Genomic DNA, 14,449 nt, shown 5'->3' on the forward strand with positions numbered 1-14,449 from the left:
GTTTTCGGTTACAGTTTACGTGTCACACACTCGAGCATCTCTGCCTTCCACTGCTTGAAGTCGCCGGCAAGGATATGGGCACGGGCCTCACGTGTGAGCCACAGATAGAAAGCAAGATTATGAATCGACGCTATCTGCATGCCGAGTATCTCCTGCGATGCAAACAGATGGCGCACATACGCTTTAGAGTATGCCCGGTCGACATAGCTCGGGCCATCCTCCTGTAGCGGCGAGAAGTCGTCGGCCCACTTCTTGTTGCGCATGTTCATCACGCCGTGGCGGGTAAAGAGCATTCCGTTGCGACCGTTGCGGGTAGGCATCACGCAGTCCATCATATCGACACCTCTCTCAATGGCCTCAAGAATGTTGGCTGGGGTACCCACTCCCATCAGATAGCGCGGACGGTCGGCGGGCAATATCTCATTGACGATATCAATCATATCATACATCACCTCGGCGGGTTCACCCACAGCGAGGCCTCCGATAGCATTGCCGTCGGCGCCAAGCTCGGCTACCTCGCGGGCGGCCTGACGGCGCAGGTCGGGATATGTGCAACCCTGCACGATAGGGAAATATGCCTGACGGTAACCATAAAGTCCCTCGGTCTCCTTATAGCGCTTCCAGCCACGCTGAAGCCAGCGCATTGTAAGGCCGAGCGATTTCTTTGCATAATCGTATTCGGCAGTGCCGGGAGGACACTCGTCAAGAGCCATCATTATGTCTGCGCCGATTATACGCTCTATATCTACTACATTTTCAGGTGTGAACAGATGCTTGGAGCCATCGATATGGCTGCGGAAATATGCACCCTCTTCCTTGAGTTTACGGTTTGAAGATAGCGAGAACACCTGAAAGCCGCCGCTGTCGGTAAGTATCGGGCGCTCCCATCCTATGAATTTGTGCAGACCGCCGGCCTGTCGGAGTATCTCTGTGCCGGGGCGAAGATAGAGGTGATACGTATTGCCGAGTATAATCTGGGCGTTGACATCATCGCGCAGCTCATGCTGGTGCACAGCCTTTACGCTCCCAACTGTGCCAACAGGCATAAACACGGGAGTCTCAATCCGGCCATGGTCGGTAGTTATAAGCCCCGCGCGCGCATTGCTCAGGGCGTCTGTTGCTTGTAGCTGAAATTCCATATCTTCCTGCAAAGATACCGCTTTTCATCGAAACTGTCAAAACACGTCCGCGGAATACATCGGAATCTATGATACAACAAAAGCGCCGGCATAATCAGATGACTATGCCGGCATAATATTGGGAACGGGGGTCTAAATTATCGCTCTACCTCATTACGAGTTTTTTCACGCAGGTATTGCCTGCCGCATCGGCGTAGCACACGATATTGACTCCGCTGACAGTATCAGTAAGCCTTCGCCCATGTATATCGTATATGGCTACTATCTCAAGAGTGCCCGGAGCGTTGATTTCACTGATGCCCGACAGTCCGGGAGATGTCCTGGCTGAAAGGCCTCCGAACTCGTTTACAGCCTGTACGCCATAGCTGTGGGCCTCAGTTCTGTCGGAATCAATTTCAACCGATGTCTCTATTGTAATGTCGACAACGTTGTCTCCGTCGGTTACAAGATAACATATGGCATAGTCTACCGGCTGCCAGGAGAGTGTGTTGCCTTCAATGACTGGTGCAGGAGCCTCACAAGCCTCGGTCTTTACAGCCGGCTGCCATGCGTCGGAACCCGACAGCACATTTGCGAGAGTGTATTCAGCCGCCTCCTCATCTGTAAGATGATTTTTTGCAGTGCCGTACACACGCTCTCCCGATTCGCGATCGGTATAGTAATATGTGTCGCGGCGCTGCGACAGGTCAAGCAGATTGCCTTTGGCGTCGGTTGTGTTCCAGTCGGCCCATATTGCGGGGAGACCGCCCATTGTCTCATACCATCCGGCAGCGGGAATATTCACTTCGGCGCGGGTATTAAGAAATACGGTCTTAGGGAAATTGTGCCATGGACGTCCAAGCCACACGGTAGTCTTGGAAGGATCGCCGGGAGCAGTGATTGTGCAGTCGCGGAACACATATCCCCACTTCACATCCTTGCCGTGGGAAGGAGCGACGATAAATCCGCCCGAATTGCGGGTGATGAGCAGCGTGGTATTCTCCACATAGATGTCGCCGCTATTGTAGATGAAGTCGACAGCACCCTCTATGAGAGAGTTTTTCACATATGCGCGATAGGCCGACTTGCCGGGAGTAATCCATGTGTCCTGGTAGGAGAGCATGGCTACATTGTTGAAGATAGTGCGGTCGCCCGATGTATTGAGCGCAAGTGCCTGCGGACCGTTTTTCTGCTCATGTCCATAGGAATTCTCTATAGTGATATTCTCGAATAAGCAGTCGTTGGAATTGACTACCACAGTTGCCCCTACGCTCACATGCACGGCATTGTCACCACCGCAGAGACGGTCGTCGAGCACTACGGTTTTGTCGCGGTCCTGCCCTATGATATGCATGAACGGCTTGGATGCAGGGATATCGACATGCTCTTTGTAGTTGCCGTTTTTTACGAAAATCAGCCAGGGCTTTACACGTCCGGAGGGGGCACCGTCGATTGCGGCCTGCACGGTGGTATAGTCGCCCGAGCCGTCGGCAGCTACAACAGCATCGTAGAGACGCGCATCAGGACGCACACGCTCCATTGTAGTGAATGTTAGATTCAGTGCAGGAGCAGGATTGCCACTGCGGTCGGCAATAGCGCCGGCAGGCATGGAAAACGTATAAGTAGTGTTGTAGGCCAGACCACTGTAACGGAATACCGCACTCTTCCCCGATATTACGGGAGCCACATCAACGCCGTTGAGTGTCGCCGATGCAGCTCCGGCTACGATTTTCTCGTCGTAAGTAAGCACAATAGAGCCATTGACCGATGCGCCCGTAGCATTATCGGCGGGAATACACGATGTCAGCCTTGGAGCGACATTGTCATCGGCCGAGACCGGAGAGGCGAGCACAAACACATCGGTTATCGCGAGACCGTCGTAGTCAGTTTCGCTGCCAATCAGCTGAGATTCGAAGTCGGGATACCAGCGCACATACACCCGGTCGGCATTGTCAGCGTCGGCAGGGAGGTCAAATTCACAGTCGGTCCATACGCGGTTGCCGGGAGATGTCTCACCGAGGGTGTTGTAATTCTTTCCGTCGGTGGAATACTGTACGAAAAAACGACTGTAGGTATTATAGGAGCAGCTTAAAGCCGATGTCACTTTCAGTCCGGTATATCCTTTGGCCGAAAATGATGCTTCATAGAACAGACGCGAGGTGCGCACCTTCCATATGCGAGCGGCATATCTGCCGTTCTCGTCGCCACGGCTCACACCGCGGGAGAGCCACGACGAGGTCTCGCCATTTTCGTTGTGGAGCGACATCATGCCTGAATTGTCGCTTTCGGCCTTGAAGTCGGCGGCACGCTGCGAAGCGGGCTCGTTGTAGTGAAAGTCCCAGCCCACAATAAAGTCGGCGGCTGAAAAGGTGGCGGTCAGGTTTTTGGCGCCGTCCATCTTAATTTCCCTTTCGGGAGATGTTGTATTGTCTTCCCAGTTGGTAAAGGTGAGTATACGGTTTCCGCCGGCCGACAGCATGACGTCGGTACCGGCTTCATAATATCTCACGCCGTCGATAAGGTGTCCTTCGGGAGAGACAGTGACCATATAGTCATTGGCACCGCCTTCGATTTTAATATCAAGAGGATATACGGTGAGGACATCATATTCAGCGACAAGGTTTATGTCGTTTTTAGCGGGAAATGTGTAAGGATTTTCAGTCGACACAATCTTTCCGCCGGCGCTCCAGCCTGTGAAACGGTAACCGAAGTTCTCGGTAGCTGCGACAGTGACATCGACATCCTCATCAACAGTAGCTGTAGCGGGAGTGACAGTCACCGAACCGGCCTCTACGATTGCGGGAACAGCAGTAATTACATATGCCGGCACCGCGACTTCAGAGCCCGACACCTCACCCTCGACTACCACGTCGTGGAGAGTGACAGTCTTGTTGTTGCCGAGTGAAGCGATACCGATAGAGAGTGTCATTGTGTTTTTATAAACCACCACACCGTCTACGTCAAACTCAAACAGGCGCTGGCGTCCGTTGGCATCGTCGTTGTTGCGCACGGGCTCAAGATTCGTCCCGAGCTCGGTAACAGCACCGTCGACATTAAGAAGGCAGTTTAGTTTACCTCCGTTTGTTCCGTTGCGCGTGCCGTAGAACGACACTTTCTTAGGGCAGAATGTAATACCGTTCTTAGGCCTTACCGTAAAAGTGACGGATGCAGCATCGGTGAATCCGCTCTGGTTGTTTACCACAGGCTGATACATGGTGCCGGTACGGTCTACAGGCTTGCCGGTGCCTGCGACGGTAAGATCGGAGCCTACTGCATAGGTTGTGAATGCAAAAGCGTCGCTCGACGTGTCGGCGGCCGATGGATTGTCCGTTCCTTTGTCGAGCGGCCACGACAGTGTGACATCCGTAACAGAATTCTGCACATAACCTGTAAATGTCACGCCGGAGATACGCAGTATGCCTGTATCAGAAGCATCTTTAGTCCAGGGATATACGCGAAGTAGCATCGTTTCACCCGGGGCGAGGGTGACAAGGTCGTCCGATACCGCGCTGTTCATAACGCCATCGGGCATGTCGGCGGGACTGTAGAATGTGCGCGGATTGCCGAAACCGGGCTGAGTGGAGACACTGGCATGACACTGCATGGCATCGGTGCCAGCACCGGCTGCATCAAGCGACACGCGGTTTATCTGCAATATTTTCCCCTGAGGAGCTGTGATGCCAAACTCGATGTATCGTGTCGGTGACTCATCGATGTCGCCCGCAGGCCATCCACCCGCGGGAGCGAGGTTCAGGGCTCCCCCTTCATAGCCCTTGGCCTCAAGTCCGACAAGACGCATATCCGACACAACGGCATCGCCATCGAGAGCATAAGCATCATCGGAAACAAGCGGCCATGCAAGGCTCACCGAACCACTGCCCGGGATAGGCACTCCGACGGCAGATAGCTGTGAAGTGACCGATGAGTTAGAAGCAGTAGCAGTGAGTGTGCCTTCTATTGCACCGGCCGACTTGAGTGAGGTCTTCACATAGAATGTGCCTATAAGAGTGCCGCCGTCGTAGGATATGTCGACGCTCGATGTCCAACGCGACTTATCGGCAGAGACCTCAAAACCATCGGAAGCCGACACTGTGACAAAACCACTTTCGGGAGTTAGACCGAAGCCGGTGATGGTAAACTCCTTGGTGAGCACATTGCCGACATATGCCTCGCCGAGGTTGCCTGAAACCGGTGAAATGCTCAGTCCGGCATCGCTGATATTGATTTTATCGGCAAGTATGCCGGCGTTGCTCATCATTTCGGCACACTGTCGGGCTATGAGAGCCGCACCTGCCACACTGAGATGAGTGGAGCCCTGGCCGTCGGAAAGGAGTTCGTGGCATTTGGCGTCGCCATATTTCACAAACAACTGACGGCTCGACTCGGTAAGGTCGAAGAACGGTACGTCAAGTTCCTTGGCAAGCTGCTCCATCTGCCAGCGGAAATCCATCGAGTGGTCATCGGCAGGTACTGAATTGCCGGTTGTAGGGCCGTCGGCAGTAAGTATGCTGAAGTTGTCGCCGAGGTCATGGCGCCCGGCACGACGTATATCTCCTCCGGAGAAATTCATACGGCACACCGACGATGCAAAGAGCGGAATAGCCTGTGTGGCCCGTATCTCCTCCACAAGCCGGCGCAGAGTAGCCACATATGTGTCGTGAGGTATCGACCCTCGTTTGTCGACAGCGGCTGCAGCCTGCATATCGCCTTTGGATGCATAATACTCATATAGACGCGGACCGTCCATGCCGCCATTTTTTTCATCGTTGTGTGCGAACTGCAACAGAACATAGTCGCCTGGGGCAAGCTGCTTGCGGATTGCGGGCCAGTAAGCGTCGCTGTTGTAGAATCCCTGCACATCCATTCCACCCTTGCCACGGTTGATTACCGTGACATCAGGGCTGAAGAACGCTCCGAAATACTGCCCCCACCCGCGGGTCGGAGTCGAGCCGTCGGTCGCATAGTCGGCCATAGTGCTGTCGCCGCATGTAAACAGAGTCTGAGCAGACATGAGCATCGGGATAACGGCAGCAGCCGTAGCCATCATAAAATGCCTGAACTTTTTCATGATAATAATAATTGGTTGTACATGCTGCAAAATTATGATGGGGAAGCATCCCTTAAAGCGGCAAAAACTGACGGCTGATGGAGTAGAAATTACCGTGCCTGAATGTAAGTCTTAATTACTTACATTTTTTTTGCATTGGCTGTCAGCATATTTGCTCGGCGACATGCCGGTGTGCTCCTTGAAAAGCATAGCCATATACTGCGGAGAAGAGAAGCCGCACCTGTACGCCACCTCGGCAACATTCAGTTTGCCCTCAGCCAGCAGACGGCCGGCGGCACGCAGGCGCACCAGACGGATAAAGTCCTCAAGCGAAACACTGATGACATCTTTCACATGTCGACGCAGTTCGCTGCGTCCCAATCCGAGTTCCCGGGAGATACTCTCGGCTTTAAGAGTACTGTCGGTGTACATGCGGCCTACCTGCGCGCACACTCCGGTCATTGTACCGGTGTCATCCGACCGGCGAAGTTCAGTATCAGGAAAAAGCGCCAGAGCGATATAGTGTTCAAGAGTAGCCTTGCGGCGTCGACGCGACATCTCACGCCTCAGCATGAAAGCAACCGCAGCAAGCGCTATGGCGGCAAGAAGCGTTATAGCTATGTCGCCGGCAATCTCACGATATGAGCGGGGCACTTCTATGGCAATACGCACCGGATTGTCGGTCAGGCGACCGTAGGGGTCAGTCCAGTATATCTCTATGCGGTTGATTCCCGACGGGAGTCCCGACAGATGAAGCGACCGATTCTTGCCGATAGATATCCATCTGCTGTCGGCACCGTTGATGCGGTAGCCATAAGTGATATTTCCGTTGGCGCCGTAGGCAAGCGCGGCAAAATGCAGCGATACATCTCCATGCCCTCTGGAAAGCACAATGGTGCTGTCGGATGGAAGGGTGTAGATGTGGCCTTCATTTGTATCGACGGCAGTGACCGCCAGACGAGGCATCGGTGTGTCGCTGAAGCGCCGCGGGTCGACAATCAGTACTCCTCCCCTCATGCCGAATGCGATACGGAATCCGTCAAGCAATTGCGGCGCAGCCTCGGTAAGTATGAATTCACGTCCGGCATTTCCCGCATTATATGTGGCCTTATGCTCCCACGAGGATGTATATCTTGATATTGACGCCCTTGAGGCAAGCCAGAAGTCGCCGTCGCAGTCCTGTACCACCGACAGTACCGGGTCGGCATCAAGTCCGGTGCGTACGCTTCGGTTGCCGAAGCATGTATTGGGGCCGATTAAATCGGAGGCCGAAGCCACACTGTCGAGTCCGCCAGAGAATGCGGCGAAATATACCGCACCTGACTGACTGCTCAGTACACCGAGAATATCGTTGTTGCTCAGCGAGCCCTTGCATTCCGGATCGGCGGCATGGTAACTGAACCGTATCCTGTCGGGATCGGATGCATGAGGGTCGAATGCCAGAACCCCCGACGTTGTGGCTCCCACCATTATACCGCTCTCAGTGAGCGTCAGGCAACGCACACGTGGCGCGGCAGAAATATCGTAGCTCCGGGGAAACAGAAATTTCATCCTCCCGGCGGAGTCGGCCACCGCCTTTGCCACTCCCTTGCCGAAAGTCGCCAGCCACATATCCCCACGGGCATCAGGGGCAAATCCATAGATGTCTCCACAATTGAGCGCACCGGGAGTGTCGCTTTCAATGTAACTTTCCACGACATATCGTCCGCTCTTCGCAGGCGTAAGCACAACGAGCTCTTTCTGTTTGGTACCAAGCCATATACGCCCTCGGTCGTCGGCAATAATAGCGTATACCCGGCGCCCGAAAGGCAACGAAGGGTCGGCTACGATACGCCCGTCGGGCGCAAGATTGCCTATAAACATGCCATTACGGTCGTAGAGAGTAACACGTGTGTCGCGCGAGGCTGTCCAGAGTATGCCGTCAGGAGCCGCATAGACAACATGAATATCGCGTCCCTCACTATTGAGGGGATTGCTTTCTATAAACCGGAATGCAGCAGGAGCTTCAGTGATACAATCGATGCCACCGTCAGGCGAGGCTTCCCATATATTGCCATCGGCATCTACAAGACGCAACCTGTTATCGCTCCTGTATTCGCTGAGTGATGCGCTCACCGTTGTGTTATGTAATACTGACATGCTGTCGAATGCGGCACTGTCGGATGGAGATGCAAGGGAGAAAGAACCGTAGGCCGTATCAAGCAAATAAACGCGTCCGGTATATGTCTTAAGCAATATCCCGCCGTCGGGTGCTTCGGCCAGACGCTCTACACGATTATGGTCGAGGCGCACGGAATCGTCGGCGTAGGTGCGAAAATTGATGAAGCTGTATCCGTCGAAACGGTCAACTCCCGACCATGTGGCAATCCATATGTATCCGTTGGAGTCCTGCATAATGTGGCGCACGTGCTCATTCGACAGCCCGTCGGCCACACCAAAATGATGGCGCACAATCTCAGCACAGACGCCAACGACGGAAAATATTATTGCCAGAAAGGATATGACAGCACGCAGTTTCATGACAGCATGTAGCCGCGACGTCAATGGGCCTCAAGCCAGTTGTGGCCAACACCTGAGGAGACTTCAAGAGGCACTTTCCCTTTGTAGGCGCCCATCATGTCGGCAGTGACTATCTCCTGCACTTCAGCCAGCTCTTCAGGCACAATGTTGAATATCAATTCGTCATGTACCTGCATTATCATTCGCGACTTAAGCCCTCGCTCTCTGAAGTGGCGGGCGACACTAATCATGGCCACCTTTATGATGTCGGCTGCAGAGCCCTGAATCGGCGCGTTGACAGCATTGCGTTCGGCATATCCGCGCACAACGGCATTGGCCGAATTGATATCCGGAAGCATGCGCTTGCGCCCCATTATGGTGGTCACGTAGCCCTGACTTTTAGCCTTCTCTATGGACTCTGCGATATACTCCCTGATATGTGGATAGGTGCGGAAATATCCGTCGATAAGCTCTTTGGCCTCGGCCCGCGGAATACGCAGCCTCTGTGCGAGTCCGAATGCCGATATGCCATAAATGATTCCGAAATTGGCGGTCTTAGCCTTGGCTCGCTGCTCGGGAGTGACACTCTCGAGGCTCTCGTGATAAATCTTCGCGGCTGTGGCCTGATGTATGTCGACATCACTCACAAATGCATCAATCATATCCTTGTCGCCCGATATGTCAGCTATTACGCGAAGTTCAATCTGCGAATAGTCGGCACTCATGAACACACAGCCCGGGTCGGCTATAAACGCGCGCCGTATCTCGCGTCCGTTGTCGGTACGGATAGGTATATTCTGTAGATTGGGATTTGCCGATGAGATACGGCCTGTGGCTGTAACAGTCTGGTTATATGTTGTGTGTATCTTGCCTGTAGCCGGGTTTATCATCGCCGGGAGTGCCTCGATGTAGGTGGTGAGCAGCTTGCGGAGTCCGCGTATATCAAGTATCAGTCCTACCAGCGGGTGGGCATCGCGGTATTTGTCGAGGATTTCCTCGGTGGTGGAATATCCGCCTTTTTTAGTGCGTTTGGCCTTAGGGTCGAGCTGCAGACGTCCGAAAAGCACCTCTCCGACCTGCGAAGGCGACGCAATGTTGAATGTAGTTCCGGCAAGCCTGTAGGCATCCTCCTCCATTGCACGCAATTGTGTGGAGAAACGGCGCTGCAATTCGGCCAGAGCGTGCACGTCGATACGCACGCCTGTCCACTCCATGTCGGCAAGCACACCAACCAGCGGCAGCTCAATATCATCCATCAGATGACGCAACCCGTCGCTGTCAATTCTGTCGAGGAGCGGACGATGAAGGCGCAAAGTGACATCGGCCATCTCACACAAGCGTTTTGCCTCCTCGCCTGCGGGAAGCATCTCTCCTTTCTTTGACAGGCGCGACTCATTATCGTAGTCCAAAGTATGACAGGCCAACATTGCTGCGGCAAGGCGCGGCAAGGCATGATTCATCTCCGGCTCAAGAAGATAATGTGCTATGCCGGTATCGAAATATGGAGCCGTGAACATCACCCCCTCGCGGCGCAAAAGTATCATCTCACGCTTCACATCATGGCTGACAACAACGGTAGTGGAGCTCTGAAACAATGGAGCAATAGCCGTCACCATCTGTCGGCGCTGCTCAGCGTCACCCGGCAGCACGATATACACCGCGTTTCCCGGCGAGGTAGCGACAGCTATCCCGTGCCAACGTGAAGTCATATCACACTCTCCCGTGGCATATGACGCCACACCAATCTGCGCCACCCCCTGCAGTGAACCCACAAATCTCTCTACCTCGGACACAGAGTCAAGAGTGCGGTAGCTGGCTGTAGTCTCATCGAAGCGCGCAACATCAATGCCGGTCTGATTTTCGGCAACCTGCGGCATGTCAAAAAGAGAGCCCATCACACCCTCGGCCTCCACTTTGGGAGCGGCCACAGCCGTATCGGCCGCGACATCGCTAAGACGCTTAAGGAAAGTGCGGAACTCAAGCTCACCATATATGCGTGCCAGTTCCGAAGTGTCGGGTATACCCCGCTTTAGGGCATCTATACTAATATCGACGGGAACATCGGTCTTAATCGTGGCCAGAATTTTTGAAAAACGTATCTGCTCGGCATTTTCGATTATACGTTTCTGCATGGCCCCTTTGAGCTGCGAGGTGTTGTCAAGCAGATTCTCGACACTGCCCCATTCTCCGATTAGCTTTGCTGCGGTCTTTTCGCCGACACCCGGACAACCGGGAATATTATCGACGGCATCCCCTTCGAGCGCAAGCAGATCAATCACCTGAGCGGGGGTGTCTATGCCATATTTGGCGCAGACCTCTTTGGGGCCTCTGATTTCGATATCGGCGCCGCGCACTGATGGCCTGTACATAAACACCCGGTCGGTGACGAGCTGTCCGTAATCCTTGTCGGGTGTCATCATATATGTAGTGTACCCATCACGCTCGGCATTGCGCGAGAGAGTGCCTATCACGTCGTCGGCCTCATATCCTGGCACCTCGACCACCGGTATGCCGTATGCGCGGATTATATCTTTTATATATGGCACCGAGCGTGTGATATCCTCCGGCTGCTTCTCGCGCTGCGCCTTGTAGGCCTCATACATCTCATGGCGGAAAGTCGGGCCCGACGGATCAAAACACACCGCAATATGCGATGGATTCTCCTTTTTCAGGACCTCGTCGAGAGTATTGACAAAGCCGAATATAGCAGATGTGTTCATCCCCTGCGATGTAATGCGGGGAGCTCGTATAAGAGCATAGTATGCACGATATATCAGGGCGTAAGCGTCGAGGAGAAACAGTTTTTTGTCGGTCATATCCTGAGGTATTTACGATTGTCCATTCATTATTTGACGATAAAAGTATAAAGAATTTAAGACTTTTACTAATTTTGTACCACAATTTGCCTCAATGACCGCATTTGAAGACATACTCCACTCCATAGCTCCCGAGTTGAAGGAGCTAAACGAGCGCATGCGACATGCGCTTCATACCTCCAACCCGCTCATGAACGAGATTGTCTCCAACTATCTCACCACCAAAGGGAAGCAGATACGACCCGTGATGGTACTCTTGAGCGCCAAGCTGTTCGGAGGCATCAACAGCACAGCGCTTCATGGCGCCGCCGCAATCGAGATGCTACATAATGCCTCGCTCATTCATGACGATGTTGTGGACGAGACCCCACTGCGCCGAGGCCGGCCCACAATCAATACCATCTGGGACAACCATATCGCTGTACTCGTCGGAGATTTCTTTGTCAGCATGGCCCTCCAGGAAGCTCTACTTACCGGAAACCTTGATATCGCATCGACAATCGGCGCGCTCGGCCGACAGTTGTCGCTTGGCGAAATCGACCAGATAAACAAGGCCCGCAACCATCACCTTGAGGAGGAAGCCTATATGGAGGTAATCGACAACAAGACAGCCTCTTTGTTTGTGGCATGCGTGCGTATGGGTGCGATAGCCACCGAAGCGCCACGTGAAGATACCGAAAGGATGGAGCAGTTCGGCCGCCTGATAGGACTGGCATTTCAGATACGCGACGACATATTCGACTATTTCCCTGACAGCCACGACCTCGGCAAACCGACAGGCAACGACCTGCGCGAGGGCAAAGTGACCCTGCCGCTCCTTTATGCGCTCCACCGCACTGACATAGATGATTGCGCGGCAATGAACGAACTCGTGCGCCGCGACGAGCTGAATTCCGAAGAAATTGATACCTTGATAGAATATGCCCGGCGGGCCGGAGGCATCGACTACGCGTATGCCACAATGCAGCGTCTGCGCGACGAGGCTGTCGACATCATATCATATTTCCCCGAGTCGCCTACACGCACGGCTTTCATATCGATATTCGACTACATCATCCACCGCACATATTGATGTCAACAGACAACAATACGTGAAAGCGACAATATATCATTGTATCTCCACGGGTGAGAGATAGCCGTTCATCATCGCATACACACTAAGACCTGACGCCGAGCGTATGCCGAGTTTCGCCGTGATGTTCTTGCGATGCGACAACACTGTGTTTATGCTTATACCGAGAGCGTCGGCAATCTCCTTGTTGAGATGTCCGAGCGCGATGTGACGCAATACCTCGACCTCACGGTGAGACAGGCCGGGCAGCGACTGCTCGACAGCAATCGCACTCATACCGTCAATACGACTGCGCAACTCCTCTACCATATCGCCTTCGCTCTGTACTGTAGAAAACATGCCGGCACGTGTGCCGATGACTATTGTGCGCTGACGCCGGGGTATGAAGAAATCAGCCATGGAACACCACACGTCGGCATCAACCATATATACGGTGGCACCGGTGTCGGAATCGTCAATTTCCGAGGCAACCGACGCTATGGGAGCGACTACATTGGCCTCCAGTTCAAAATAATGGTTGATAACCCAACGCAGTCCTACCGCACGAGCCGTATCGGCTGTAACTATCACTATCCTCATTGTCCTGAATCAGCCGCCCCGCCGCAGGGATTTGTCTCGCTGAGCAGCGGAAGCAGAATGCGGCTGCGCAGACGGTTGTTTTTATGAAGATCGTTTTCAAGGGCTCCAACAGCGACTATGACGGCGTACAGCAGATTGGAATCCATCTCTCCGCTGACAAGATTCACAAGCATGCTACGCAAGTCGGCAATCTCGCTCCAGCAGTCACACATACGCTCGGTATGGCGTGCTACCATACGGTATACATCGGCTTGCCGCGACGCATCGGGCTGCATCACCATCGGGAACACCTCGGTAAGCTCGCACTCTATAGCCTCGTCGAGAGAGGCAAGCGCATGGCGCGCCATTCCGTGAATCATAGGCATGTTGCTCTCGCCCGACACCGTCGACATAAGGCGACCGAAGTGGGCAAGCACATTAGGCACAAGTGTGCGCCGACAGTCATTGTCGGCCTTGGCCAGATAGCCGGCTACCTCATGGCAGCCACACCCGCGGAGCAGATTCTCGGGGAAATACCCTTCGTTGACAAGCGTGTTCAGTATAGCAAGCACGAAATTGCTGTCAAGCGAATGGATTTCGCATATCCGACCGACAGTAGCGTTGCTGACACCGAGCCGTATGCCGAAACGGTTTATAACAGGTATCACCGAGGGCTCCTGCAAAAGCACAGCCGACAGTGAAGTGGTAGTCCGGATAAGAGTCATATATATGATAATGTGATTGGCATAGCTGATACCGGCAGGAAAGACTTATGACAACATACTACCTGCGGCGCACTCTTATTATCTCATGCTCGGTGACGACTAAATCCATCACCACATCGTGCGGTTCGCTGTCAATATCGTCGACAAGCTGAAAATCGTAGCCCACGCCAACCTTGGTGGCATGGGTAGAGGCAAGCAACCTGTCGTAAAACCCCTTTCCGCGGCCTACGCGGTTGCCACAGCGGTCATAAGCCACTCCGGGCACTACGATAAGCTCAATTGATGAGATGTCGCGCACATCGTCGCCCTGGGGTTCCTCAATCTGGAATGCACCGAGCCTGAGTGAACTCCTATTGTAAGGCAATACCTCAAGGTTGACACCGTGCACCCTTGGGAGAAAGAAATTCTTGCGGTCGTGCCATTTCTCTATGAACGCTCTGGTCGAGAGTTCGTCGGGGAGCGAATGATAAAGCAGTATATTGTCGGCAAGCATGAATGCCACCGAATTCTCCAGAACTGCGAACACAGCGTCGGCGGCACTCTGTCGCTCGGCGTCGGTAAGCATGGCCTTGCGGGCCTTTATGCGGCTACGTATTTCTTCCTTTCTCATTGTC

The 14,449-nt window shown here is 53.6% G+C and carries 8 protein-coding genes; 1 reads left to right on the plus strand and 7 read right to left on the minus strand.

Annotated features, from left to right (window positions below; all coding sequences use genetic code 11):
- Window positions 1–8 precede the first annotated feature (8 nt).
- From tgt to polA, 4 genes are all read right to left on the minus strand, one after another.
- Window positions 9–1,139: a tRNA guanosine(34) transglycosylase Tgt gene (gene tgt / locus ADH68_RS03155; protein ID WP_068959843.1), complete on the minus strand. Its 1,131-nt coding sequence runs from the start codon at window positions 1,137–1,139 to the stop codon at window positions 9–11.
- Between the two features lie 145 nt (window positions 1,140–1,284).
- Complete coding sequence (locus ADH68_RS03160) at window positions 1,285–6,186, minus strand: pectinesterase family protein (RefSeq protein WP_068959842.1); 4,902 nt, start codon at window positions 6,184–6,186, stop codon at window positions 1,285–1,287.
- A gap of 111 nt (window positions 6,187–6,297) precedes the next feature.
- A complete protein-coding gene (locus ADH68_RS03165) occupies window positions 6,298–8,685 on the minus strand; it encodes a helix-turn-helix domain-containing protein (RefSeq protein ID WP_068959841.1) in 2,388 nt (795 codons plus the stop codon).
- A gap of 20 nt (window positions 8,686–8,705) precedes the next feature.
- Window positions 8,706–11,480 (minus strand): DNA polymerase I, encoded by a 2,775-nt coding sequence (gene polA / locus ADH68_RS03170; protein ID WP_068959840.1) that lies wholly within the window; start codon window positions 11,478–11,480, stop codon window positions 8,706–8,708.
- A 94-nt stretch (window positions 11,481–11,574) separates the two neighbouring features.
- On the opposite strand from polA, the gene ADH68_RS03175 reads away from it, so the two are divergent.
- Window positions 11,575–12,552, plus strand: coding sequence for a polyprenyl synthetase family protein (locus tag ADH68_RS03175; protein WP_068959839.1), 978 nt, complete (start codon window positions 11,575–11,577; stop codon window positions 12,550–12,552).
- Window positions 12,553–12,588: 36 nt separating this feature from the next.
- Here ADH68_RS03175 and ADH68_RS03180 read toward each other — a convergent pair whose 3' ends face one another.
- The 3 genes from ADH68_RS03180 to ADH68_RS03190 are packed head-to-tail and all read right to left on the minus strand — an operon-like array spanning window position 12,589 to window position 14,445.
- Window positions 12,589–13,131, minus strand: a complete 543-nt coding sequence (locus tag ADH68_RS03180) for a helix-turn-helix transcriptional regulator (protein WP_068959838.1) — start codon at window positions 13,129–13,131, stop codon at window positions 12,589–12,591.
- A complete protein-coding gene (locus tag ADH68_RS03185; protein ID WP_068959837.1) occupies window positions 13,128–13,835 on the minus strand; it encodes a hypothetical protein in 708 nt (235 codons plus the stop codon). The genes ADH68_RS03180 and ADH68_RS03185 overlap by 4 nt, the downstream gene beginning before the upstream one ends.
- Window positions 13,836–13,893: 58 nt before the next feature.
- Entirely contained in the window at window positions 13,894–14,445 is a 552-nt protein-coding gene (locus ADH68_RS03190; RefSeq protein ID WP_068959836.1) for a 5-formyltetrahydrofolate cyclo-ligase, read from the minus strand.
- Window positions 14,446–14,449 lie beyond the last annotated feature (4 nt).

Origin of the sequence: Muribaculum intestinale (assembly GCF_002201515.1) — a bacterium.
Lineage (GTDB): Bacteria > Bacteroidota > Bacteroidia > Bacteroidales > Muribaculaceae > Muribaculum > Muribaculum intestinale.